We start from the raw sequence: 24,798 nt of genomic DNA on the forward strand, positions 1-24,798 counted from the left end.
CTCACACGCGGACCTTGAGGCAGAAGAAGCTGCGGTCCGCGTCCATCGCATCGAAATCATAGTCGATGGGGTCGCTGGCCCGCCGTGCGATCTCGATCAGCCCCAGGGTCGCGCCACGGCTGCCGTCGTCCGGCTCCTCCCGAAGCTGTTCGCGGTAATAGGTCTTGATGCCGTCGCGATCCAGACTCTTCAAATGGTCCAGCCGCTCCTTCAGGCGCGGGACCTCGCTGTTGCGCACGGTGTTGCCGCAGACGATGAAGACCTTGCCCCCCTCCATCCCGATGGTGACCATGCCGGCACTGAGTTCCACCGCGCGGCCGGCGCTGCCCGACACCTTTTCCGCGGAATAACGGATGATGTTCTGCATCTGCTCGACGAAGACCGAGAAGACGCGGCGAATGGTGGGACCATCGGCCTCTTCCAGCGCCATTTTCTCGCGCAGTGCTTCGCCGAGGGAGTAAAGTATCCCTTCCGACAAGTATCCGCTGAAAGAGAACACGATCCCCCTCTCGTCGAGATCGCGTTTAATCGACGAATATTGTTGGGCGAGCATGGTTGTGGCCTGAGGTTCCACAGGTGCCGGGAGTCAGCCGACTATGTCATTTCCCTTGGAAAAGGGCCATAGTCTTTCGGGCATCGGGCTCTTGGGCAGCCGCGACATCGGGCTGCATCACACGGGAAGCACGACCCGGAAGGTCGATCCCTTTCCCAGCGTGCTGTCGACCGCGACGGCGCCGCCATGCAGATGAACGATCTGCTGCACCGTGTGCAGACCGATGCCGGTGCCCGGCACGCCGGACGCGCCCGACCCGCGGAAGAAGCGGTCGAACAGGCGCGGAAGCTCCGGTTCGGGAATGCCGCGGCCATGGTCGGTCACCTCGATCACCGCCATGGCGCCGTCGGTATCGCCGTGAAGATGGATCGCTTCGCCAGGACCGGAATATTTGACGGCGTTGTTGACGAGATTGGTCAGGACCAGCGCGATCAGGTTGGCGTCGACCTCCGCCCGCCGCGGCAATCCGGCCAGGGTCATTCGGAATTCACGGTCGGGATAGGCGACGCGGAACGGCCGGACGACATTGGCGATCAGGTCGGCCAAGTCGACCTCGGCCCGCTCCAGCACGAGGGCGTTGGTCTGCAGCCGCTCGTCGGTCAGATGGGCGTCGATCAGGCCGGTCAGACGCTGCACACTGCTACGGATCACCGCCAGCCGTTCCAGCATCTCCGGTTCCACCTGCCCGGCCCGCATCGCCAGCAGCTGCGCCGCGCTGTCGATGATGGCGAGCGGCGTGCGGAATTCGTGGCTGACCATGCCAAGGAACTGGCGCTGCCGGTCGCGGGCGAGCAGTTCGTGCTCCAGTGCCCGCTCCACCCGTTCCTTGGCCAGGATCAGCGCCTTCTGATTGGCGGCCAGTTCAAGCGTGCGCTCCTCCACCCGCTGCTCCAGCGAGTGGTTCAGCGCCACCAGTTCCTCGTACAGGCAGACATTGTCGAAGCCGATGGCGACACGGTTGCAGAACAGCTCCAGCAGGCGGTGCTCGTCCGCGGTGTAGGGCTCCGCCCGTTCAAGCCAGAAGACGGTCACGCCATGCTCGCGCGTGCGGAAGACCAGGACGCAATGGCCGTCGTGATAGAGGTTGCGCTGGGTCAGCAGGGCGTCCGCCACTTCCGTCGCCGCGCCGATCGACAGGACATCGGCCACCGGCAGCCCGATGCAGCCGGAAAAGACCCCCAGCCCCGCCACCACGGCGACCGTCCGGCTGCCATCGGCGCGGTCGACCGGACGGCAGGCCAGAACCGCCGGCGCGCTGCCGTGGTCGACGACGCGGGCGATCTGCTCCACCAGCCGTTCGACGAAAGCGCGCATCGGCCGCATCTCGAACAGCGGGGCGGAGGCGCTGAGAATCCGTTCCAGCCCCTGCCTGTTGCGCTCGATCGTCACGATGTCGCGCCAGGCGCGCAGCCCGCTGACCAGCGTGGTGAACAGACGCTGCGCCGTCAGCTCGCTCTTGGCCTTGTAGTCGTTGATGTCGTAGCCGACGATGACGTCCCGCTCCGGCGCCTGACCCGGCTGGCCGGTGCGCAGGATGATCCGCATGCGGCGGTTGCCCAATTCCTCCCTGATGTGGCGGACCAGCTTCAGGCCGGCATCCTCCGTCTCCATCACCACGTCGAGAAGGGCGATGGGCAGGTCGGGCCGCTGGGCGAGGACCGCCTTCGCCTCTTCCGCCGACAGGGCGCTCACCACCTCGAACGGGCGTCCGTCGAAGTCGAAGTCGCGCAGCAGCACCGCGGTCATGGCGTGAACCTGGGGATCGTCGTCCACCACCAGGACGGGCCAGGGCGTACCGGACGGCCGTTGAGAACTTGCCACCGTCGCAGCGCCGTCCTCCGGGCCGAACAGCAGTTCGTCGTCCAGCCCCCCGTCCATTCCCGCCATCCGCCGCCCCCGTCACACTATGCGTGATTGCCTATGCCTGCCGCAATGGAACCACCGTACGGTGCCGCTTCCAAGACCGATAAGGCGGATTGACAGCATTCGTTTCAATTTGTCGCATATGAACGAAGAGTCATGTACGGCAGAGCCAATGTTGTGCAATGCTTTATTACGACAGTGCATAACGGAGTGTCCGGAAAGTAAGGGTGCGAAGCGTCGACGACCACGGCGTCCCTGCCCGGCCGGCGCCGCCATGGCCGTCTCGCCTTTGTGGTTCACCGGGATTCTCATTTTCAGGGGCATCGAATTCGGGCCGTCGATCGACGCCCAGGATCGAAGCGATACGGAAGATGCCGACCATTCAGAGAATTTGTAGGCAGTTTTATCACGACATGGTTGTTGAGTGACGGGCGTTGACCTTTGCGCTATTCTCGAGCCTCGCCATACCCCCCGCAAACGGACGACCTCCCCCCGATGACCCCTGCCGGCTTCGAACAGGATGCACATGCCGCAGGACCCCCTGGCACCATCCGTGGTGGACGCAAGGCCGTTTCACCGGCAATTCTGGCGCTGCTGGCGGTCGCCCTCGCCCTTACGGCCGCCCTGCTGGTGTTTGCGGCCTATCAATACCGCAGCCAGGTGATCGACGAGGCGGAGACCCACACCGCCGCGATCGCACGCGTGCTGGAGGAGCATGCAGCCAAGACACTCGGCATCCATGCCGCCACCCTGTCGCATATGGAGTGGATGGTCGATGACCTGGGATGGGACCGGATCGACAGTTCTCCCCTGCTGCACGAACGCCTGAAAGCCATGGCGGCCCAGTCGCCGGAGGTGCAGTCCTATTGGATCACCGACGAGAGCGGACGCGTCCGCGTCAGCAGCTTCGAATGGCCGATGCGCCCGCTGAACGCGAGCGACCGCGAATATTTCCGTGCTCTTGTAAACCCCGGCAGCGCCTTCCACATCGGCCCGCGGTTGACGGGCAAGATCAACTCCGAGATTTTCTTCACTCTCAGCCGCCGGATGGAACTGTCGAACCACCAGTTCCAGGGGGTGGCACAGATCTCCCTCCTGCCCAGCTATTTCGCCGACTTCTACCGTTCGGTCCTGCGAGGGTCGAGCGACGTCATCCTGCTGATGCGCGAAGATGGCGAGGTGCTGGTCCGTACCCCGCAGAACGCCCCGGCCAATCGCACCGACATCGGACGGTTGCCGGAACTGATCTCGGTCCCCGACAGGAACGGCGTCTTCCATGCGGTGACGCCCTCCGACGGGGTCGAGCGGCTGATGGCCCGCCGCAAGGTGCCGGACATGCCGATCTATGTGGTCTACGGCACCGACGTCGGCTCCATCGAAAGAGCATGGCACGACCGGGTGATGCCCTACGCACTGTTCGCGACACCGGCACTGGGACTGCTTGTCCTGCTTGGCGGCATCGCACTGCACCGGTCGCGTCAGGCCGCCGAGGCGCAGGAGGCATTGCGCCGCTCCAACGAGGCACTGGAGGACCGGATCACCGAACGCACCCGGCACCTCGACCAAGCCTTGGCCGACAAGGAGGTGTTGCTGCGCGACATCCATCACCGGGTGAAGAACAATCTGCAGGTGATCCTCAGCCTGCTGGAGTTGCAGGCGCAACGCGCGCCGGAACTGGAGGCGCCCTTCAGCGAGGCGCTGACCCGCATCAACACGATGGGACTGATCCACGAGCAGATCTACCGCGCCACCGGCATATCGGCGGTCGCGCTCGACAGCTTCATCGAGGCGCTGGCCGGGCATCTGAACAGCTTCCACAGCCGCCCAGGCAGGACCATCACCATCAGGCATCGGGTGGAACCGCTCAGCCTCGACCTCAACCGCGTGGTGCCCTTCGCCCTGATCCTGAACGAAGTGGTGTCGAACGCGTTCAAGCACGCCTTCACCGGCCGCTGTACCGGCACCATCGACATCATAGTGACGGCGGAGAACGGATCGCTGCATCTGACGATCCAGGACGACGGCACCGGTGCCCCCGAGCCGGAGGATCCCTCCACCCCCGGACGGCGGTCGATGGGCATGGACCTGATCCGGGCCTTCGCCCGGCAAATACGCGGCGAGTATCATTTCACCAGGGGAGCCGGCACACGGTTCGATCTGGTCTTTCCGCAGGAGAGCGACGCCGTTTAGACGCTTTCGGATGCTTCGATGAGCATCTGAAAGACTTCAGCGTTTGCAACGTTTGACGGGGCCGGGCTTGGGAGAGTTGGCCGCCACACCGGTGGTGGAGCCGTTGCCAGAGCCAGAGCCAGAGGCCAAGCCGTTCGGCGGTTCTTCGGCTTTCGGGAGCTTTTCCGCGATGCCGAACGCCAGTTCGCGCCGCCGCAGTTCAGCCAGGATCTCGTCGGGGGCGATGTCGAAGTCGGCCAGCAGCACGACCAGATTATACAAGAGGTCGGCCGCCTCCATCACCAGTGCGCCGCGGTCGCCGCGCATCGCCTCGATCGCCACCTCGATCGCCTCCTCCCCCACCTTCCGTGCCATGCGGGCTCGGCCCTGCGCCAGCAGCTTTGCCGTGCGCGAGGCTTCAGGGACGGAGGAAGGCTCGCGCCGCAGGGTTTGCACGGCCTCGTGCAGGCTGCGGAGCGGATCGGGACCGATGTATTGAACCATGTCCCTGAAATCGTTTTTCAAACCGGCGCTGTCAAGACGTTGGTTGGTCGACTAAACATTTCACCGGTGCCACTGGACGATCGGATCGCTCCCGGCCACTGACAATAGTCAGTGATACTGATTGATTTGGTATTTGACCATTGGCTGAAGGAAATCTCTGTATAGCTGTAATTTTTGCAGCAGCCAGCAATGCAAAGGCAGCGTATTTGGCATTGGGTATACCAGTATATAGTCTCCTCAACAGCCCGATGGAGACGACAATGACCACCACCACTTTCCAGCCCGGCACCGACAACCACACTTCGAACGACGCCCTGCACGCCGTCGCCGAATTCCCGGTGGCCTGGTTCGAAGCCACCCCGGCCTATCTGGTCCTTGGCCCGATCGGCGCCTTCCTGCGCGAATGGGCCGCCGCCACCCCGGCCGGCTTCGTCCTGAGCCTGCTGAAGCGCTGACGCCCGGCCACCCCGCGCAACATCCGATCAACGGAGTCGATCATGAGCATCCTCAGCCTTCATCACGGCGACCATGGCGTCCATAGCGACAGCCAGACCCTGCACCCGGTCCGCGACTTCGTCGCCGACTGGCTGGAAGCCACCCCCGCCGCCATCCTGCTGCGTCCGGTCGGTGCGTTCCTGACGGACTGGGTGAAGTCCACCCCGGCGGTGATCCTGTTCCAGTCCCTGCACCGCTGACCAAGTTCCAAGAACAAGAAAATTCGAGGGTTTGAAAGGCGACCGCGGCACAGCCCAATCATTCGGGCGGCCGCGGCCTTTTCTTTTTTGGGAGGTCCGCTTACGGCCTGCGCCTCAGGCGCCGCCGCGGACATCCTCGACCAGCAACTCCAGCCGCGGAAGATCGCGCACCACCAGCGCATCGGAGCGGCGTTCCAGCATCCCGTCGCGGGTCAGGTCACTCAACACGCGGGCCACGGTCTCGCGGGTGGTGCTGACGCGTGCGGCAATGTCGGAATGGACGGGGATCGGCGTAATGACCGCGGACGCGCCCTGCCGCGATGCGCGCCGGGCAAGGCGCAGCAGTTCCGCATGGACCCGGTTGTTGGCGCCGAGGGTCGACAGTTCCATGATGCGGTCGGTGGCGCCGCGCAGCTTGTCGCACAAGCGCAGCATCATCGCCATCGCCAGTTCCGGATGGGCGGTCACCAGGGCCTGGAAGGGCTTCGCCGGCAGGAAGGCGATCAGCGCCCCCTCCTCCAGCGCCACCACCGACGCGGAGCGCGGCCGGCCGTCCAGCGCCGACATCTCTCCCACCAGTTCCCCGGCATCGATATCGCTGAAGCTGATCTCGCGTCCGCCGGCCGAGTGGCTGAGCACCCGCACCCGCCCCTCCACCACGAACCCGACGTCACGGGTCTCGGCCCAATGGTCGATCAGCTGCTCATCCGGAGCGAAGCGGCGCCAGCGGCATTGGCGTGCCACCGCGGCGCGCTGATCGGCGGAAAGCGGACGCAGCAGCTCGATGCGGTCCAGCCCGGCGGCCGGCGTATCGGCCGGTGTGTCGGACAGCGCATTGGCCAGACTGTCGGATTTGCTCATTTCGGCCTTCGGCACGGGAAGTTCCGGAGCCGCCCCGGACTGTTTGTTGCGCCAAAGGATAGCGTGACCTGCGCAAAGGTGGAAGGCGCTGTGACCAATGGCCGGTGTCAACCCTCCGTTAACGCCGAACGCGCAGAAGGGAACGACGCCTCGCCGACCCGTCCCTCAACCGCACCCCGTTCATCGCTGCCGGAGCGCCGATCATGACCAGCCTGTTCACCGTGCCCACCGCCCGTCGTGTCGATTCGCAACGGCTGCTGTCGGTCGCCCTGATCCCCTTCGCCGCGGCCATCGCCATGGCGAGCACGGTCGCTGCCACCGGCTTCACCGCCAGCCCGCTGGGCGAGGCGAACAGCACGCTGGGCTTCCTGCTGGATTTCGTGAAGTTCTGCTATCTGGCCGTCGCCATGGCCCATCTGTCCGGCGCCATCGCCGACCGTACCTGCGGCGGCATGGCCGCCGGCCTGTCGATGGACGAATTCGACGCGCCGGAACCGATGTCGCGCGAAGAGTTCTGGCGTGCCTTCCCCAATCACGTCGACGGCGCCGCCATCGCCGGGGCCGTCACCCTCTTGTGCGTGATCGCCGGATCGCTGGTCGGCTGACCCATCACCGCCAAACGGCAGTTGAGAGAGGGCCGCGCTTGCCCCACTATGGCGCGGACAGACGATCGGCGGATGGGCGGGCGTGAGCGGAGATCAGACTGAACCGAAGGTCCCCGGCAAGGGTCAGGTGAAAGCCCAGACGAAGACCCAGGCGGCAGAGCCGGCGCGGCACCGCCGCGAGGGTATCGGGTTTATGGGGAGGCTGCGCGCCTATTTCCTGGCCGGCATCCTGGTGACCGCCCCCATCGCCATCACCGTCTATATCGCCTGGTGGTTCGTCTCGCTGATCGACGGCTATATCCGGCCGCTGATCCCCAGCACCTACAATCCCGAAAACTACCTGCCCTTCTCGATTCCCGGCATCGGCGTGCTGGTGGTCATCGTCGCCGTCACCCTGATCGGCGCCTTCACCGCCGGCTATGTCGGTCGTCTGGTTCTTGGTGTCGGCGAGGGGGTGGTCGGGCGCATGCCGGTCGTCCGCTCCGTCTATGGCGGGGTGAAGCAGATCTTCGAGACGGTGCTGGCCAAGAAATCCAATGCCTTCCGCGAGGTGGTGGCGATCCAGTATCCGCGCCCCGGCGTGTGGTCGCTGGGCTTCATAACTGGCGCCGCCCACCCGGAGGTGCAATTGCAGCTGGCGGGCGTGGCCGACGATTTCGTCAACGTCTTCATTCCCTGCGCGCCGCCCACCGCCGGCTATCTGGCGATGGTGCCGCGCCGCGAGGTGACCGTGCTGAACATGAGCGTCGAAGACGGGCTGAAGCTGGTGATGTCCGGCGGCATCGTCGTCCCGCCCGAGCGGCGCCCGACGCTGGTGGAGCCGCCGGCCGGCCCCGACCAGGATGGCCCCAACCAGGATGGCAACGACGATCAGCCCGACCGCAAGGTCTTGGCCGCCGCGTCGCGTTCGAACAGGTAGAGCAGGGTCCGCAACGCCTGCCCGCGCGGGCTGGCGAGGTCGGGGTCGCGGTCCACCACCAGCCGGGCATCGTCCCGCGCGACCGCCAGCAGGTCGCCATGCACGGCAAGGTCGGCCATCCGGAAGCCGGGCAGCCCCGACTGGCGCGTGCCCAGCACCTCGCCGGCACCACGGAGGCGCAAATCCTCCTCGGCGATGACGAAGCCGTCCTCGGTGTCGCGCAGGGTCTTCAGCCGCGCCCGCGCCGTCTCCGTCAGGTTCGAGTCGAACATCAACAGACAGCTCGACGGCTTCTCACCGCGCCCGACCCGGCCGCGCAGCTGGTGCAGCTGGGCGAGTCCGAAGCGCTCGGCATGCTCGATCACCATCACGGTCGCCTCGGGCACATTGACGCCAACCTCGATCACCGTGGTGGCGACCAGCACGTCCAGGCTGCCCTCGGCGAAGGCGGCCATCACCGCGTCCTTGTCCGGCCCACGCATCTTGCCATGGACCAGCCCAACCCGGTCGCCGAAGGTGGCGCGCAGGAAGGCGTGGCGCTCGGTGGCGGCGGCGAGATCGGTCTGTTCCGATTCGTCGACCAGCGGGCAGACCCAATAGACCCGCGCGCCTTCCGACACCTTGCGCTGAATGCCGTGGACCACCTCCTCCAGCCGGTCGAGCGCGATGGTGACGGTCTGCACCGGCTTACGGCCGGCCGGTTTTTCGGTCAGACGCGAGACGTCCATGTCGCCATAGGCGGTCAGCGTCAACGTGCGCGGAATCGGGGTGGCGGTCATCACCAGCACGTCCACCGCCCGGCCCTTGGCCGACAGCTGCAGGCGCTGATGGACGCCGAAGCGGTGCTGTTCGTCGATCACCGCCAGCGCCAGATCCTTGAAGGCGACATCCTCCTGGAACAGGGCGTGGGTGCCGACCAGCAGCGGCAGCTCGCCCGAGGCCAGCCGATCCAGCACGGCCTGCCGCGCTTTCCCCTTGTCGCGGCCGGTCAGCAGGCCAATCTCCACGCCCGCGGCCTTGCACAGCGGCGCGAGGCTTTCGGCGTGCTGGCGGGCCAGGATCTCGGTGGGGGCCATCAGCGCGGCCTGGGCGCCGGTCTCCACCGCGTTCAGCATCGCCATCAGCGCGACCACGGTCTTGCCGCTGCCGACGTCACCCTGGAGGAGCCGCAGCATCCGCCGCTCCGCAGCCATGTCGGCGTAGATGTCTTCCAGAGAGGCCGCCTGCGAACCGGTCAGCGAGAAGGGCAGCGCCGCGAGCGCCGCTTGACGGAGCCTGCCGTCGCCCTCGGTCGCGCGCCCGGCCAGCCGGCGTTGGCTCGCCCGCACCAGCATCAGCGCAAGCTGGTTCGCCAGCAGCTCGTCATAAGCGAGACGGCAACGGATCGGCGCGGTGGCGGCGAGGTCGCCCTCATCCTCCGGCGTGTGGGCGCGCTTCAGCGCCTCGGCCCAGGTCGGCCACTGCCGGCGGGCGAGCCATGCCGGGTCCTGCCATTCGTCGAGCGCCGGAATGTCGTTGAGCGCAGCGCGCACCGCCTTGCGCAGGGTCTTGGCCGGCAGGCCGGCGGTCATCGGATAGACCGGCTCCACCAGTTCCAGCTCTTCCTTGGCATCGACCGGGACGACGGCGTCGGGATGGGTGATCTGGGCGGTGTCGTTGAACCACTCCACCTTGCCGGAGACGACCATGGTGGTGCCGGCCGGGATCTGCTTCGACAGCCAGTCGCCGCGGACATGGAAATAGACCAACTCCAACACGCCGGTTTCGTCGGTGCAGCGGATCTTGTAGGGATGGCGCGGGTTCACCGGCGGCGCATGCGAATCGATGCGCACGGTCAGGGTGGCGATGCGCCCGTGCGGCGCCTGCGCGATCTTCGGCGAGAAGCGGCGGTCGACGACGCCGCAGGGCAGATGCCACAGCAGGTCGACGACGTGGGCGCCGGCGAGCTTCTCCACCAGCTTGCCCAGACGGGGGCCGAGGCCGGGAAGTGCCGTAACCGGTTTGAACAGCGGAAACAGGATGGCGGGACGCACTGGCGGGACGCTACCGGGAAAGCCTTCGAGGGCTTCCAGAAAGCCGGGTGGACCCAGCCACGTCAAGGCCACTGAACGGCATCTGAGAAAAGAAGGGACGGCGGAGCGCACCCGAGGCCAGGGGCCTATGGTGGGGGGCAACGTCGGCCTTGGATTTGGCCACGGACGCGCTCCGCCGATAGGTACCATCCGGAGGCAAACGGGAGAACCGGACGGTCATATCCGATGGCAGGGGACCATCGGGAAGAGACACCAGATAAGAAGACGCTCTCGTGACGGGCCGGTGTTTCAGGGGGGCTGGCCCGACCGCGTCACAGGAAGGACAATAGCCCGGCCGCCCTGTCCCCAACCTGACTCGCCCATGAAATCCACTTCATGAACTGCGGCCGCCTTTTTGGTGATGTCCATCGATGAACTGCCGGTCCACGGCACATGCCTGAGTCCCGGGAGCCGTCGAGCAGAGAAGGTCACTGAAGTTCTTTGATGGCGGTTGGAAGGGAAGCGTGATCCCGTCACCAGAAACGGCAGGCAACCGGCGGCTCCAGAGAATCCGAAGTGGTAATTCTTAATCCCCCGCCGGGGATATCTGGCATTTAAAGTTCTTTTAACCCTATTCGACGCCTAATCGGCCCCGCGGGACATTCGATCCCGAGAAGACGCTCTACCGATCATTAGACCCACACGACACCAAGGGAGCTACCCATGCCCGCACAGAAGGTCGCCGATGAAGTCCGCTTGGCCAGCCGCATCCATGCGCGCCTGCTGGACGCCTTCATCGACTTGACGGAGCGGGAACTGGCCGGACTGGCCCCGGGCTTCGCCGAGGAAAGCCTGATCGAGGCGCTGGAGGCATTGCGCGCCGCCCGCAAGAACTACGGCACGACCGCCGGGGTGATGGTCGTCTCGAACCTGGAATTGCCGCAGGCCTCCAACGCCGCCTGATCCCGGCGGGCTTCGTCGAACCCTCAGACGGAAGCCGGCTTGCGGCTGCGTGGCTTGCGCGCCTTGGGGGGCTCGGAAGTCGTGGCTTCCGGTCCGATGGACTTCACCACTGCCCGCGGCTTCGCGTTGGTGGTCTTGCGCGGGGCCTTCACCACCGCGACGACCGGGGCGACGTCGACAACGGCCGCCGCTTCGGCCAGGATCGCACGTTCGGCCTGGAGCCAGTGGTCGGCGTCACGGCCGTGGGGACAGCCCTCGGCCAGCCAGATCGCATAGGCGCGGTCACGGATGCGTTGTTCGAGATCCACGCTCATCACATCTCCCCAGGGAAGGTGGTTGGGTTTGCTGCGATGCGAAGACTGCACAATTCGCGACATACACGCAACCGAGCGGATCGTTATCGGCCCTCCGCCGCAGACCGCCGTACTCCCCGGCCGTCACTCCGATGACGTTTCGCCGTGGTCGGGCTGCCGGCTCTGCTGGACTTCGCGCCATTTGGCGACGTTGCGGTTGTGGTCGGACAACGACTTGGCGAAGACATGGCCACCGGTGCCATCGGCGACGAAATACAGGAACTCGTGCCGCTCAGGCTTCATCACCGCCTGGATCGACGCCTTGCCCGGATTGGCGATGGGACCCGGCGGCAGGCCGGTCGCCACATAGGTGTTGTAGGGCGATTCGAACTTCCAATCGTTGCGGGTCAGCGCCCGGCCGAGTTCTCCACTGCCATCGGATAGCGCGTAGATCACCGTCGGGTCCGACTGCAGCTTCATACCGGCTTCCAACCGGTTGACGAAAACTCCCGCCACCCTGGGCCGCTCGGCGGCGATGCCGGTCTCCTTCTCGACGATGGACGCGAGGGTCAGCGCCTGCTGCGGCGTTTCGAAGGGAAGGTTCTGGTCGCGGGTCTTCCACGCCTCCGCCAAGGTCTGGGTCATCGCCGTCTGCATCCGCTCGATCAGGGCGCTGCGGCTGTCGCCATAGGCGTAGTGGTAGGTCTCCGGCAGGAGCGAGCCTTCCTTCGGCGGCTTCGCGAGATTGCCGGTCAGCATGGTTTCCCGCTCCAGAAGCGCCACCACCTGGGCCGAGGTCAGCCCTTCCGGCACGGTGAGGCGATGCACGACGGTGCGGCCCTGGCGCATCTGCTCCAAGACACCTTCGATGCTGATTCCTGCGGGGAACTGGTATTCGCCGGCCTTCAACTCACGGAAGGTGCCGGACAGCTTGGCCGCGGCGACGAACACCAGCGGCGAACCGATCACGCCGGAGTCGCCCAGCGTGATGGCAATGGCCTCAAGCCCGCTGCCGCGCGGGATGACGACCGTCTCAGCCTGCTCCAACGGTCCGGCGGCCGAATAGCGCTGGTAACCCCAGACGCCGATTCCGCCTGCCGCACCGACCGCGAGGGCCAGCGTCCCCGCGAAAATCCGGAGACCCCAGCCCATCGTTCACCTCTTGAAGACTGCAGACCGCAACGTCGGTGGGAGCTTCGCTTACGCGAATTCCTTGAACACCAGCGAGGCGTTGGTGCCGCCGAACCCGAAGGAGTTCGACAGCGCCGCACGCACGCGGCGCTCCTGGGCGACCTTCGGCACCAGATTGACGCCCATGCAGCTTTCCGACGGATTGTCGAGATTCAGCGTGGGCGGCACGATGCCGTGGTTGATCGCCTTGATCGAGTAGATCGCCTCGACCGCACCGGCGGCCCCCAACAGGTGGCCGATGGCCGACTTGGTGGAGGACATCGCCAGATTGTTCATGGCGTCGCCGAACAGGCGCTTCACCGCACCCAACTCGATCTCGTCGCCGAGCGGCGTCGAGGTGCCGTGGGCGTTGACGTAATCGATGTCGGACGGGTTCAGGCCGGCGCGCTTCAGCGCACCCTTCATGGCGCGGAAACCGCCATTGCCGTCTTCCGCCGGGGCGGAGATGTGGTAGGCGTCGCCCGACAGGCCGTAACCGACGACCTCGGCATAGATGGTGGCGCCGCGCTTCTTGGCGTGCTCCAACTCCTCCAGCACTACGACACCGGCACCCTCGCCGATGACGAAGCCGTCGCGGTCCTTGTCATAGGGACGCGAGGCCTTTTCGGGCGTGTCGTTGAAGTTGGTGGACAGCGCGCGCATGGCGGCGAAACCGCCGACGCCGAGCCGGCTGACCGCCGCCTCCGTGCCGCCGGCGACCATGATGTCGGCATCGTCCCACATGATCAGACGGGCGGCATCGCCGATGGCGTGCGCGCCGGTCGAGCAGGCGGTGACGACCGCGTGGTTGGGGCCCTTGAAGCCGTGCTGGATCGAAATGTGGCCGGAGGCCAGATTGATCAGGCAGCCGGGGATGAAGAAGGGCGACAGGCGGCGCGGACCCTTTTCATGCAGGGTCACGGCGCCGTCGGCGATGCCCGGAAGGCCGCCGATGCCCGAACCGACCATGACGCCGGTCCGCTCGCGCTCTTCATCGGTCTGGGGAACCCAACCCGAATCCTTGATTGCTTCCTGCGCCGCGGCGATGGCGAAGATGATGAAATCATCCATCTTGCGCTGATCCTTCGGCGAAACGAAGGAGTCGGCGTTGAACTCGCCTTCACCCGTTCCGCGCGGGAGCTGCCCGGCGACTTTGGAGGCCAGGTCCGAAGCATCGAACCCCGTGATGCCGCGGATTCCCGACGTTCCGGAAATCAGCCGCTCCCAGTTCAGCGCGTGGCCGACGCCGAGCGGCGTGACCATACCGAGTCCGGTGACGACGACACGTCTCATGAGGCTGTTCCTTGACCTTTCCTCGAATAAACTGTCGACGATCTGGTCGTCGACGGCCAGGCCCCGCGCTGCTGGTATCGCAATTGCGGTTCGCCTGGCCCTCGGGGGCTCAATGCCCGCGGCCCGATCAGGCGGCGGCGTTGGCCTTGATGAAGTCGATGGCGTCCTTCACCGACAGGATCTTCTCCGCGGCGTCGTCCGGGATCTCGACACCGAACTCTTCCTCGAAGGCCATGACCAGCTCGACGGTGTCGAGGCTGTCGGCGCCCAGATCGTCGATGAAGGAGGCGTTCTCCACCACCTTCGACTCCTCGACACCCAGGTGGTCCACAACGATCTTCTTCACGCGCTCGGCGATGTCGCTCATCTTTTAAGACCTTCCAATCCTTGAAACCGCTCGGGATAATCCGGTCGGAGCAACACGCCAAGAACGTGCCGTCCTGCCGCGAAAAGCCCCGTCCGATAACACATTTCAGCAGCCTTGACCAGCACCCGCGAGGGAGCCCGGTTGGCGCCGTTCTTCACACGTGGCGATGCCGCCCCGTCGGATCCTCATCAGATCATGGCCATGCCGCCGTTGATGTGCAGCGTCTGGCCGGTGACGTAGGCGGCCTCCTCGCTCGCGAGGTACACGACCCCGGCGGCGATCTCGTCCGGCTGGCCCATGCGGCCGGCCGGAATGGCGGGGAGCAGCTTCTGCTTCTGCTCGTCGTTCAGGGCGTCGGTCATGGCCGTGGTGATGAACCCCGGCGCGACGCAGTTGACGGTGATGTTGCGCGAGGCCAACTCGGCGGCCAGCGACTTCGACATGCCGATCAGGCCGGCCTTGGACGCAGCATAGTTGGCCTGCCCCGGATTGCCGGTGACGCCGACGACCGACGTGATGTTGACGATGCGGCCCCAGCGGCGCTTCATCATGCCGCGCATGGCGGCCCGCGACAGGCGGAAGGCCGCCGTCAGGTTCACGTCGATGACCGACTGCCAGTCCTCGTCCTTCAGGCGCATCGCGATCTGGTCGCGGGTCAGCCCGGCGTTGTTGACGAGGATGTCGATCTTGCCCAGGGCCGCCTCGGCGTCCTTGAACAGCTGCTCGGTCGCCGCGGCCTCGGACAGGTTGCCGGGCACGACGAAGGCGCGCTCGCCCAACTCGGCGGCCAGGGCCTCCAGCGGAGCGACGCGGGTGCCGGACAGCGCGACGGCTGCGCCCTGGGCATGCAGCGCACGGGCGATCGACGCGCCGATGCCGCCGGACGCGCCGGTGACGAGGGCCGACTTGCCGGTCAGGTCAAACATGGATGGCCTCACGAGGCTGATGTATCACGGGTCTGAAGGGATCACAGGGTCTTCAGGAACGACTCGACATCGGCCGGCGTTCCGACCGACACCGCCGTCAGATCCTTGTCGATGCGCTTGGTCAGCCCGGCGAGAACCTTGCCCGACCCGACCTCGACCAGCCGCTCGACACCCTGCTCCTTCATATAGAGCACGCATTCGCGCCAGCGGACCATGCCGGTCACCTGCTCGACAAGCAGGCGGCGGATGGCGTTGGGGTCCGACACCGCCGAGGCGGTGACGTTCGCCACCACCGGAACCACCGGGGCGGAAATCGTGACGTTCGCCAGAGCCTCCGCCATGGCGTCGGCGGCCGGCTGCATCAGCGAGCAATGGAAGGGAGCAGACACCGGCAGGCGCACCGAGCGCTTCAGCCCGCGTTCCGCCGCCAGGGCAATGGCGCGGTCGATGGCGTCGGCGCTGCCGGAAATCACCACCTGCCCGACAGAGTTGTCGTTGGCGATGCTGCACACTTCGCCCTGGGCGGCGTCGGCGGCAATGGCCTGCGCCTGGTCCAGGTCGGCGCCCAGCAGGGCCGCCATGGCGCCCTTGCCGACCGGAACCGCCTTCTGCATCGCCTGCCCGCGCAGCTTCAGCAGGCGCGCGGTGTCGCCCAGCGAGAAGGCGCCGGCGGCGCAGAGCGCCGAATATTCGCCCAACGAGTGGCCGGCGACGAAGGTGGCATGCTTGGACAGGTCGACCCCGCCCTCGCTCGCCAGAACCCGCATCACCGCGACGCTGACCGCCATCAGGGCGGGCTGCGCGTTCTCGGTCAGGGTAAGGTCGGCCTCCGGGCCTTCGACCATCAGTCGCGACAGCCGCTGGTTCAGCGCGTCGTCCACCTCTTCGAAGGTGTGACGAGCGACTTCGAACGCTTCGGCGAGTTCGCGGCCCATGCCGACAGCCTGGCTGCCCTGCCCCGGAAAGACGAACGCCCTGGTCATGCTTCGGTGAAACCCTGGATGAATGCGCCCCGCCCCTGCGGCGGCACCATGGATTGGGCGACAGTCATACCCTCACTTTTGAGCAAGTCAAGCGACGCGCGATGACCAAAGCGACAATGGTGCGATAAAACGCCACGTATTGACGCAGAAGGCCCACGAAAAACCGCCGTGCGGAAGGGGTTGTTCGTGGGCTGACCCAGACGTACCGCAAATCGGGTCTTGCGGGTCTTGCGCCTTATGCTGCGGCGCAAATCAAAGCGCCGCGGTCATGCCTTGCCCACAAGCGCCACCCTGGTCCAGGGCCTGATCTGCGCCAACGCCTCCAGCACCATCGGGCCGATCAGGCCGGCGATCAGCGCCACGCAGAAAATCACGCCATCCCCAGCGTCCAGCCGGTGCAGCACCACCCGCGCACCGGCGGCGAACAGAGCGTGATGCAGGTAGATGGCGTAGGAGGAGGCTCCCACCATCCGGAAAACCCGGCCCGTCGGCATGGCATGCAGCAGCGTCACCGCTCCGCCCATCCCGCACAGCAGCGCGACACCACTGTTCCAGCCGAAATGCGGCAGATAGCCCCACAGCGACGCCTGATGCAGGGCCACGCCGATGGCGAGCGCGGCAGCGGCGCCGCCAACCATCGCCGACCGGGGAACCATGGCGCGGAAGCGGGTCACCCCCACCCCCAGCAGGAAGTGCGGCAACAGGAAGCAGGCCTCGTTGACCGACAGGATGTTCGAGTCGACATGGACCGTCAGGCACATGACCACCGCAACGGCCATGGCGAACACAAACCCGCCCGGCCGGTCCATCGCGTGCAGCGCGTCGAGCAGCGCGACGCCCGTGAAGATCAGGAACAGCGCCTGCAGATACCAGAAGTGGGCATAGGAGAAGACGTAGATCCGCCACATCGAATCGGGGGCGGCGGTCCCGTTCGCACCCGGCGCATGGGTCTGCAGCAGATAGAAGAGAGTCGACACCACCAGGAATGGAAAGCCCAGCCGGCGCAGCTTCTTGACGAAGAAGGTGCTCAGCCGGTCGCCTGTGGCGGGGTTCAGGGCGTACACGAGCCCCGAGATGAAGGTGAAGAGCGGCATGCGGATCAGTTCGAAGCTGTCGGTGGCGTAGCGGTACACCGACCCATCCGCCACCTGCATGCCGGCCCCAGGAATACCGACCACGTGGTAGGCGACCAGCAGGATGCAGGCCAGCCCCCTCAGTTCCACGACATGATACGGCAACATGTTCTTGCGCATGGGGCTACTCCAGGCACCGGGCTATCAGCGCCGCGGACGGAGCGCGCGGTCGACCGACGCACCGCGAACTCCGCCGTAAACGGCAGGCTGAACATGGCGCCTGGAGCGATCCAATGCACTTCGGTCAAATGCGCCAGAGCTTATCCCGCGCGATAGCCCCCCCTGCCCCGCCCGGCCCACCCCTTGCCCAAAGCAGCGCGGCGGGGGTCATCCGGGCAGCTCTCTATAACGCGAATAGATTTTTCCGGAAGGTGGCGCATCCCGGGCCGGATTTCCGCTTGCTACCACCGCCGGCCTGTGCATACTGCGCCGCTTCATAACTCCTTGCCGGCGGTCCGCCGTCGGCTAGGCCCGGGCAGCTGATCCAATCCATGAGGGATGGGGCGCAGCGCCGGACCATGAACAGCCATGGGGAGTGCAATGGCACTTTACGAGTGCGTGCTGATCGCGCGCCAGGACATTTCGGCCGCCCAGGCCGAGCAGCTCTCTGAGCAGTTCGCCCAGATCGTTCGCGACAACGGCGGCACGATCGCCAAGAGCGAATACTGGGGTCTGAAGACCCTCACCTACAAGATCAAGAAGAACCGCAAGGGTCACTACACCCTCTTCAACATCGACGCTCCGGCCGCCGCCGTCGCCGAGATGGAGCGGAACATGAGCATCAGCGAAGACGTGCTGCGCTTCATGACCGTGCGTGTCGACGCCCTCGATGCCAACCCGTCGGCGATGATGCAGAGCCGCAACGAGCGTGGTGAGCGCGGTGATCGTGGCGACCGTGGTCCGCGTCGCTTCGACGACCGTGGCCCGCGTCCGCCGCGCCGCCAGGAAAACGTTGCCGCCGCCGAAGGGGAGACCGCGTAAATGTCCGACAAGCAGACCACGGGCGCTCCGGCCCGCACCGGCGGCGCACGCCGCCCGTTCTTCCGTCGCCGCAAGACCTGCCCGTTCTCGGGCGCGAATGCTCCGGCGATCGACTACAAGGACGTCAAGCTGCTGTCCCGCTTCATCTCCGAGCGCGGGAAGATCGTCCCGAGCCGCATCACCGCGGTCTCGACGAAGAAGCAGCGTGAACTGGCCCGCGCCATCAAGCGCGCCCGTTTCCTGGCCCTTCTCCCCTACGTGGTGAAGTAAGCCCGGCAACGGCCGAACTGTTTCGGTGAAGGTTCTTCAAGGGGTTTCCATGGCCTTGGGTCCGGCCGTACCGCTGGTGGTCGCCGTCGGCGGCGGTCTGGCAAGCGCGTTCTTCTACCTGTCGGTCACGTTCGGCGGGATGGGTGCGCTGATCCTGGGCTATCTGGCCCCCCTGCCGCTGTTCCTGACGGGACTGTGGTTAGGGGCTCCCGCGGTGATGCTGGCCGGTCTGGCCGGCGCCGCCGCGGTGATGCTGGGCACCTCCGGCAGCATGCTGGTGGCACTGTCCTACCTGGTGACCGGGGCCGCCCCGGCTATCCTGGTGGTGCGGCAGTCGCTGCTGGCGCGCACGCGGGAGGATGGAACCCTGGAATGGTATCCACCCGGCCGGGTCCTGATGGGCTTGACCGGGATGGGTGTGGCGGCGCTGCTCGCCGCGGTGATCCTGACGCTCGACCAGCCCGGTGGGTTGGAAGGGCTGATGCGGCAGACCCTGGCCCGAGTCGTCGAGCCGGCGTTCCGTTCGCAGGGCCAGCCGGCCCCGGATCCCGAGGATTTCTGGGTGGCGGCCGTCCTGCCGGGGCTGGTTGCGGTCTCATGGCTTGTCATGACGATCGTCAACGCGGTGCTGGCGCAGGGGGCGCTGATGCGGTTCGGCCGCAACCGGCGCCCTGCCATGCGTCTGGCCGAGCTGGAATTGCCAAACTGGCTGGCGCCGCTGTTCGCGGTGGCGGTCGCGGCGGCCTCGGCCGTACCGGGAACCTTCGGGTTCCTGGCGGTCAATCTGGCTCTGATCCTGGCGGTACCCTTCGCCTTCGCTGGACTTTCGGTGGTCCATGTATTCGCCAGCAGCAAATCGGCGCGCACGCTGATCCTGGTTGGCTTCTACATGATGCTGTTTCTCTTCGGGTGGCCGATCCTGCTTTTGGTCGGCCTGGGCATGATCGAGCAATGGATCGGGCTGCGCCGCCGGTTTTCCCCCGCGGCCCCCGGTCAGGAGGACGAGTGATGGAAGTTATTCTGCTGGAGCGGGTCGAGAAGCTCGGCCAGATGGGTCAGGTCGTGAATGTGCGTCCTGGCTTCGCCCGCAACTATCTGCTGCCGCAGAAGAAGGCCATGCGCGCCACCAAGGCGAACCTGGCCGTCTTCGAGAAGCAGAAGGCCCACCTTGAGGCCGTGAACCTGGAGCGCCGCAAGGACGCCGAGCAGGTTGCGACCAAGATGGACAACGTGTCGGTCGTCGTGATCCGTCAGGCTGCCGAGACCGGCGTCCTGTACGGTTCCGTGACCACCCGCGACGTCTCCGACGCGCTGACCGCCGCCGGCTACAAGACCGACCGCAAGCAGGTCCAGATCGACACCCCGATCAAGACCCTGGGTCTGTTCAAGCTGCGCGTCGTCCTGCATCCGGAAGTGTCGATCGCGGTTACGGTCAACGTCGCCCGTTCGGCCGAAGAGGCCGAGCTGCAGGCCCAGCGTGGTGGCATGATCACCGCCGCCGACCTGCGCGACGAGGAAGACGAAGAAGAGACCTACGTCGAAGAGACCGCGACCGAGGAAGAGGAGGGCTGATCGCCCTTCTGCGGCTGAAGTCCCGAAGACGCCTTTGGGATTTTGGCGGCACGTCGTACCGCTCGTCCGGAAACCGCCCGCCCCATTGGGGGCCGGGCGGTTTTCCGCATTCCGGGCAGGCGGCAGCAACGACAGACATGACTGTGTGCATACGTCCGCAATACCCAATTGGGTAGCAGTTCTGACCGATTGACGAATTGTCGCACCCCTTCCTGCGCGCCATGCTTGGAACGGCACCGCGGAAGGAGTTCGGCATGCTGCTGGTTCGTCTGCTTGCCGCCGCCAAGGGCGACGGAACCCTCAATCTCGTTACGGCCGATGGGAAACACCATCGGATCGGATCCGGGTCACCAAACCTGACCCTCCGCCTTCACGACCGCGCCGTGGAGCGCGACCTGCTCATCAATCCGCGCCTGCGGTTCGGCGAAGCCTATATGAACGGCCGCTTTTCGATCGAAGGCGGCGGCATCTACGACCTGCTGTCGATGCTGATGAGCGGTGCCGAGGTGCAGGGCGCCCTGGGCCGCGCCCTGGAGTCGCTGTCGCCGCTGCTGCGTCGCGTGCAGCAATACAATCCGATGCGGCGTTCCCGCCAGAATGTCGAGCACCATTACAACCTGTCACGCCAGTTCTACCAGCTGTTCCTCGACCGGGACATGCAGTATTCCTGCGCCTATTTCGCGGAACCCGGCCTGTCGCTGGACGAGGCCCAGGAGGCCAAAAAGCGGCACATCGCCGCCAAGCTGCTGATCGTGCCCGGCATGCGGGTGCTCGATATCGGCTGCGGCTGGGGCGGCATGGCGCTCTATCTGGCGCGGCATACCGGAGCGCGGGTGACCGGCATCACCCTGTCGTCGGAACAGCTCGCCGTGGCGCGCCAGCGGGCGGACGAGGCGGGGCTGTCCGACCGGGTCACCTTCGAGCTGCGCGACTATCGCGAGTTCGCCGCCGCCCATCGCGGGGCCTTCGACCGCATCGTCTCGGTCGGCATGTTCGAGCATGTCGGCGTGCCGCAATACCGCAACTACTTCGACGCGGTGCGCGACATGCTGAACGACGAGGGCGTGGCGCTGATCCATTCCATCGGTCGTCTGGACGGACCGGCAAGCACCAACCCCTGGATCCGCAAATACATCTTCCCCGGCGGCTATTCCCCTGCCCTGTCGGAGGTGCTGCCGGTCATCGAGCGGTCCGGCCTGCTGGCCACCGACCTGGAGGTTCTGCGCCTGCATTATGCCGAGACGTTGCGCCACTGGCGGGCCCGCTTCACCGCCCATTGGGAGGAGGCGAAGGCGCTGTATGACGAGCGCTTCTGCCGGATGTGGGAGTTCTATCTGGTCGGCGCCGAACTGGCCTTCCGTCTGCAGGGCCATATGGTGTTCCAGGTGCAGGTCGCGCGCTCGCTGGGCGCCGTGCCGCTGACACGCGACTACATGCTGAATGCGGAACGGGACATTGCCGGCGCATCGGCCGGCCAATCGACGGAGTTGCGGCCGTCTCGCACCCCGGAGTCGGCGGCCTGACCGCACCAAGGGCCGGATTTGCAGTTCTTTGGCGGCATTCCGCCGCCAAAGCGGCTCGATCCGGCCAACCGGTAATACCAATTGACCATCATGGCCGGCTGCGGGGCTGCGTTGCAAGCAGAATCATGCGACATCGACGCCTAAGCCACCGCCGTGCCTTCCTTTCCGTCACGGGGCGATGCTATATAACCGCGATTGATTTCCGCCCGGGGTACCGGGGAGCCACCCAAGCGGCAGGCTCCCCGGCAACAAGCGCCCGCTGGACGACGCGCCCGGCTCCCAAGGAATGACAACGCCCTTACCCGTTCGGGGAGATCTCGCACCCATGACCAAGATCAAGGTAGCCAATCCGGTCGTCGAACTCGACGGCGACGAGATGACGCGCATCATCTGGCAGTTCATCAAAGACAAGCTGATCCTGCCCTACCTCGACATCGACCTTAAGTACTACGACCTCGGCATCGAGAACCGCGACAAGACCGACGACAAGGTCACCGTCGAGTCCGCGAACGCCATCAAGCAGTATGGCGTCGGCGTGAAGTGCGCGACCATCACCCCGGACGAAGCTCGGGTGAAGGAGTTCAACCTCAAGAAGATGTGGAAGTCGCCGAACGGCACGATCCGCAACATCCTGGGCGGCACCGTCTTCCGCGAGCCGATCGTCTGCTCCAACGTTCCGCGCTACGTCCCGGGCTGGACCAAGCCGATCATCATCGGCCGTCACGCCTTCGGCGACCAGTACAAGGCCACCGACTTCGTCGTTCCCGGCCCGGGCAAGATGACGATCAAGTGGGAAGCGGCCGACGGCAGCCAGCAGATCGAGCACGAGGTGTTCGATTACCCGAGCGCCGGCGTGGCGATGGGCATGTACAACCTCGACGATTCGATCGAAGGCTTCGCCCACTCCAGCTTCATGTACGGCCTGGAGCGCGGCTACTCGGTCTATCTGTCGACGAAGAACACGATCCTGAAGGCCTATGACGGCCGCTTCAAGGACATCTTCCAGAAGGTCTTCGACGAGACCTACGCCGGCCAGTTCAAGGCCAAGGGCCTGGTCTACGAGCACCGCCTGATCGACGACATGGTCGCCTCGGCCCTGAAGTGGGAAGGCGGCTTCGTGTGGGCCTGCAAGAACTACGACGGCGACGTTGAGTCGGACGTCGTGGCGCAGGGCTTCGGCTCGCTCGGCCTGATGACCTCGGTTCTGGTCACGCCGGACGGCAAGACCGTCGAGGCCGAGGCCGCCCACGGCACGGTGACCCGCCACTATCGCGAGCACCAGAAGGGCAAGGAAACCTCGACCAACCCGATCGCCTCGATCTATGCCTGGACCCAGGGTCTGGCCTATCGCGGCAAGTTCGACAACACCCCGGACGTGATCAAGTTCGCCCAGACGCTGGAGCGCGTCTGCGTCGAGACCGTCGAGTCCGGCTTCATGACCAAGGATCTCGCCATCCTGATCGGCCCGCAGCAGCCGTGGATGACCACCAAGCAGTTCCTGGACAAGCTGTCGGACAATCTGGAAAAGAAGATGGCCGCCTGGTCGTAAGGCCGGCACCGTCTCTGTCCAGCGCTTATACTTCGCAGGGTGCGACGCCGCGTCCGGGTCAAACCGGACGACGGCTCAGCTAGGGTTCGGGCGGGGAGTTTCGGCTCCCCGCTTTTTTCTTGCCCGATTCGTGAAAGGACCGAACCCGATGCCCAACAATCTGTTCCGTGTCGCCGTCGTGGGCGCCGGCGAAACCGGAACGCCGCTGCTGCGCAAGTTGCTGGCCGCCCCCTTCGTCGAGTTGCTGGGGGTGGCGGACCTCGATCCCGAGGCGCCGGGTATGCGGCTTGCGCATGATCGCGGCGTGAAGACCACCACCAATTTCCATGAGCTGGCACAGTTGGGCGAGCAGTTGGATGTGCTGATCGACGTCACCGGCGTGCCGGCCGTACGCGATGCGCTGCGCAAGGCGATGCAGGAGACCGGCAACCACCATACGGTGATCGTCCACGAGATGGTCGTGCAGCTGATGCTGTCGCTGCTGAACGGCGAACTGGTCCGGCTGAAGCACGATACCCAGGATTATTGAGACGGATCATCGCGGCGGAGGCGGGATTTGCAGCCTCTGCGAATTGCCTCATGATGGGCAGAGGACGCCCGGTGCGGCGTCCGCCCATGTCAGGAGCGGCCATCGATGGAACTCGGCATTCTGGTTATCGCGGCGTTCGTGCTGGTCGTCATTCTGGCGATCACCAGCGTCCGCATCGTCCCCCAGGGCTTCAACTTCATCGTCGAGCGGTTGGGCCGTTATCAGGAAACGCTGCATCCCGGCTTCAACGTGATCTTTCCGATCATCAGCTCGGTGCGGGCCAAGGTGGACATGCGCGAGACGGTGGTGGATGTGCCATCGCAGAGCGTCATCACCAAGGACAATGCCGCGGTGACCGCCGACGGCGTCCTGTATTTCCAGGTACTCGACCCGATGAAGTCGACCTATGAGGTCAACGACCTGCAGCGGGCGATCCAGACACTGGCGATGACCACCATCCGCACGGTGATGGGCTCCATGGACCTGGACGAGTTGCTGAGCCAACGCGAGGCGATCAACGCCAGCCTGCTGCGCGCGGTGGACGAGGCGACGGCCTCCTGGGGCGTGCGGGTGACCCGCATCGAGCTGCGCGACATCACCCCGCCCGACGACATCGTCCAGGCGATGGGCCGGCAGTTGAAGGCAGAGCGCCTCCGCCGCGCCCAGATCCTGGAGGCCGACGCCGAGAAGGAAAGCCAGATCCGTATCGCCCAGGGCAAGCTGGAAGCCGCCAAGCTGGAGGCCGAAGCACGCGAGCGCCTGGCAGAGGCGGAGGCCAAGGCCACCCGTCTGGTGTCGGAGGCGGTGGCCCAAGGGTCGAACCAGACGCTGGGTTATTTCCTCGGCCAGAAATACATGGAAGCCTTGAAGGCCTTTGCCGCGTCCCCCAACCAGAAGACCATGATCCTGCCGGTGGAGTTGGCAGGCGTCGCCGGTGCGCTGGCGGGGTTGGGCGATCTGGTGCGCGATGCCACCCCGTCCCGGCCGCCCTCCTCGCCCTCACCCGCTCCGCGTAATCCCTGGTCGGTGCCGCCCACCACGACCGCGTCGGACGGGGAGTGAGCG

At 65.8% G+C, this 24,798-nt stretch carries 26 protein-coding genes; 14 read left to right on the top strand and 12 right to left on the bottom strand.

The genetic code is table 11. The features are described from left to right. Position 1: 1 nt before the first annotated feature. Together TSO5_RS09870 and TSO5_RS09875 are read right to left on the bottom strand one after the other, a co-directional pair. Complete coding sequence (locus TSO5_RS09870; protein ID WP_109151422.1) at positions 2-553, bottom strand: SiaB family protein kinase; 552 nt, start codon at positions 551-553, stop codon at positions 2-4. Positions 554-670: 117 nt separating this feature from the next. Beyond that, positions 671-2,431, bottom strand: coding sequence for a DUF3369 domain-containing protein (locus TSO5_RS09875; RefSeq protein ID WP_247870679.1), 1,761 nt, complete (start codon positions 2,429-2,431; stop codon positions 671-673). A 480-nt stretch (positions 2,432-2,911) separates the two neighbouring features. Here TSO5_RS09875 and TSO5_RS09880 point away from each other — a divergent pair, with 480 nt between their 5' ends. Then, positions 2,912-4,606, top strand: coding sequence for a histidine kinase dimerization/phosphoacceptor domain -containing protein (locus TSO5_RS09880; protein WP_109151424.1), 1,695 nt, complete (start codon positions 2,912-2,914; stop codon positions 4,604-4,606). 36 nt (positions 4,607-4,642) lie between these two features. On the opposite strand, the gene hisE is transcribed toward TSO5_RS09880, so the two are convergent. Then, the gene (gene hisE, locus TSO5_RS09885) at positions 4,643-5,089 is read right to left on the bottom strand and encodes a phosphoribosyl-ATP diphosphatase (RefSeq protein WP_109151425.1); all 447 of its coding nucleotides are present in this window, start codon (positions 5,087-5,089) and stop codon (positions 4,643-4,645) included. 260 nt (positions 5,090-5,349) lie between these two features. Between hisE and TSO5_RS09890 the strand changes: the two genes are divergently transcribed. Both TSO5_RS09890 and TSO5_RS09895 read left to right on the top strand, forming a co-directional pair. Further along, on the top strand, positions 5,350-5,544 hold the full coding sequence (locus tag TSO5_RS09890; protein WP_247870680.1) for a hypothetical protein: 195 nt from the start codon (positions 5,350-5,352) through the stop codon (positions 5,542-5,544). A 42-nt stretch (positions 5,545-5,586) separates the two neighbouring features. Next, positions 5,587-5,784 carry a hypothetical protein gene (locus TSO5_RS09895; RefSeq protein ID WP_109151427.1) on the top strand — a complete coding sequence of 66 codons (198 nt, stop codon included), beginning with the start codon at positions 5,587-5,589 and terminating at the stop codon, positions 5,782-5,784. A 114-nt stretch (positions 5,785-5,898) separates the two neighbouring features. Here TSO5_RS09895 and TSO5_RS09900 read toward each other — a convergent pair whose 3' ends face one another. Continuing rightward, a complete protein-coding gene (locus tag TSO5_RS09900) occupies positions 5,899-6,645 on the bottom strand; it encodes a Crp/Fnr family transcriptional regulator (RefSeq protein WP_109151428.1) in 747 nt (248 codons plus the stop codon). Positions 6,646-6,848: 203 nt separating this feature from the next. Between TSO5_RS09900 and TSO5_RS09905 the strand changes: the two genes are divergently transcribed. Both TSO5_RS09905 and TSO5_RS09910 read left to right on the top strand, forming a co-directional pair. After that, positions 6,849-7,250 carry a hypothetical protein gene (locus tag TSO5_RS09905; protein WP_109151429.1) on the top strand — a complete coding sequence of 134 codons (402 nt, stop codon included), beginning with the start codon at positions 6,849-6,851 and terminating at the stop codon, positions 7,248-7,250. 82 nt (positions 7,251-7,332) lie between these two features. Further along, positions 7,333-8,169, top strand: coding sequence for a DUF502 domain-containing protein (locus TSO5_RS09910; protein WP_247870681.1), 837 nt, complete (start codon positions 7,333-7,335; stop codon positions 8,167-8,169). On the opposite strand, the gene recG is transcribed toward TSO5_RS09910, so the two are convergent. Beyond that, entirely contained in the window at positions 8,121-10,202 is a 2,082-nt protein-coding gene (gene recG, locus TSO5_RS09915) for an ATP-dependent DNA helicase RecG (protein ID WP_109151430.1), read from the bottom strand. The two genes, TSO5_RS09910 and recG, sit on opposite strands and share 49 nt — an antisense overlap. Before the next feature lie 702 nt (positions 10,203-10,904). Between recG and TSO5_RS09920 the strand changes: the two genes are divergently transcribed. Beyond that, complete coding sequence (locus TSO5_RS09920) at positions 10,905-11,144, top strand: hypothetical protein (RefSeq protein ID WP_109074449.1); 240 nt, start codon at positions 10,905-10,907, stop codon at positions 11,142-11,144. Between the two features lie 23 nt (positions 11,145-11,167). Here the strand turns inward: TSO5_RS09920 and TSO5_RS09925 are convergent, their stop codons facing one another. The 7 genes from TSO5_RS09925 to TSO5_RS09955 all read right to left on the bottom strand — a co-directional run bounded on the left by TSO5_RS09925 (position 11,168) and on the right by TSO5_RS09955 (position 17,429). Next, positions 11,168-11,458, bottom strand: coding sequence for a DUF2934 domain-containing protein (locus TSO5_RS09925; protein ID WP_109151431.1), 291 nt, complete (start codon positions 11,456-11,458; stop codon positions 11,168-11,170). A 123-nt stretch (positions 11,459-11,581) separates the two neighbouring features. Continuing rightward, a complete protein-coding gene (gene mltG / locus TSO5_RS09930; RefSeq protein WP_109151432.1) occupies positions 11,582-12,589 on the bottom strand; it encodes an endolytic transglycosylase MltG in 1,008 nt (335 codons plus the stop codon). Positions 12,590-12,637: 48 nt separating this feature from the next. Beyond that, positions 12,638-13,900, bottom strand: coding sequence for a beta-ketoacyl-ACP synthase II (fabF, locus tag TSO5_RS09935; RefSeq protein ID WP_109151433.1), 1,263 nt, complete (start codon positions 13,898-13,900; stop codon positions 12,638-12,640). Positions 13,901-14,027: 127 nt separating this feature from the next. Further along, positions 14,028-14,267 (bottom strand): acyl carrier protein, encoded by a 240-nt coding sequence (locus tag TSO5_RS09940; protein WP_014247969.1) that lies wholly within the window; start codon positions 14,265-14,267, stop codon positions 14,028-14,030. 188 nt (positions 14,268-14,455) lie between these two features. After that, positions 14,456-15,193, bottom strand: a complete 738-nt coding sequence (gene fabG / locus TSO5_RS09945) for a 3-oxoacyl-[acyl-carrier-protein] reductase (protein ID WP_109074453.1) — start codon at positions 15,191-15,193, stop codon at positions 14,456-14,458. 41 nt (positions 15,194-15,234) lie between these two features. Continuing rightward, positions 15,235-16,176 carry an ACP S-malonyltransferase gene (gene fabD, locus TSO5_RS09950; RefSeq protein ID WP_109151434.1) on the bottom strand — a complete coding sequence of 314 codons (942 nt, stop codon included), beginning with the start codon at positions 16,174-16,176 and terminating at the stop codon, positions 15,235-15,237. Between the two features lie 266 nt (positions 16,177-16,442). Next, the gene (locus TSO5_RS09955; RefSeq protein ID WP_109151435.1) at positions 16,443-17,429 is read right to left on the bottom strand and encodes an acyltransferase; all 987 of its coding nucleotides are present in this window, start codon (positions 17,427-17,429) and stop codon (positions 16,443-16,445) included. Positions 17,430-17,849: 420 nt separating this feature from the next. Between TSO5_RS09955 and rpsF the strand changes: the two genes are divergently transcribed. From rpsF to TSO5_RS09995, 8 genes are all read left to right on the top strand, one after another. Beyond that, a complete protein-coding gene (gene rpsF / locus TSO5_RS09960) occupies positions 17,850-18,290 on the top strand; it encodes a 30S ribosomal protein S6 (RefSeq protein ID WP_085089177.1) in 441 nt (146 codons plus the stop codon). Continuing rightward, positions 18,291-18,560, top strand: a complete 270-nt coding sequence (gene rpsR, locus TSO5_RS09965) for a 30S ribosomal protein S18 (RefSeq protein WP_012974291.1) — start codon at positions 18,291-18,293, stop codon at positions 18,558-18,560. Between the two features lie 49 nt (positions 18,561-18,609). After that, a complete protein-coding gene (locus TSO5_RS09970; RefSeq protein WP_109151436.1) occupies positions 18,610-19,569 on the top strand; it encodes a DUF2232 domain-containing protein in 960 nt (319 codons plus the stop codon). After that, positions 19,569-20,132, top strand: coding sequence for a 50S ribosomal protein L9 (gene rplI, locus TSO5_RS09975; protein WP_109151437.1), 564 nt, complete (start codon positions 19,569-19,571; stop codon positions 20,130-20,132). The genes TSO5_RS09970 and rplI overlap by 1 nt, the downstream gene beginning before the upstream one ends. Positions 20,133-20,386: 254 nt before the next feature. Next, entirely contained in the window at positions 20,387-21,655 is a 1,269-nt protein-coding gene (locus TSO5_RS09980) for a cyclopropane-fatty-acyl-phospholipid synthase family protein (protein ID WP_247870682.1), read from the top strand. Positions 21,656-21,980: 325 nt separating this feature from the next. Next, positions 21,981-23,204, top strand: coding sequence for an NADP-dependent isocitrate dehydrogenase (locus tag TSO5_RS09985; RefSeq protein WP_109151438.1), 1,224 nt, complete (start codon positions 21,981-21,983; stop codon positions 23,202-23,204). Positions 23,205-23,352: 148 nt separating this feature from the next. Beyond that, the gene (locus TSO5_RS09990; protein ID WP_109151439.1) at positions 23,353-23,733 is read left to right on the top strand and encodes an oxidoreductase; all 381 of its coding nucleotides are present in this window, start codon (positions 23,353-23,355) and stop codon (positions 23,731-23,733) included. Positions 23,734-23,838: 105 nt separating this feature from the next. After that, on the top strand, positions 23,839-24,795 hold the full coding sequence (locus TSO5_RS09995; RefSeq protein ID WP_109151440.1) for an SPFH domain-containing protein: 957 nt from the start codon (positions 23,839-23,841) through the stop codon (positions 24,793-24,795). Positions 24,796-24,798: the final 3 nt, after the last annotated feature.

This window comes from Azospirillum sp. TSO5, from assembly GCF_003116065.1.
Classification (GTDB): domain Bacteria; phylum Pseudomonadota; class Alphaproteobacteria; order Azospirillales; family Azospirillaceae; genus Azospirillum.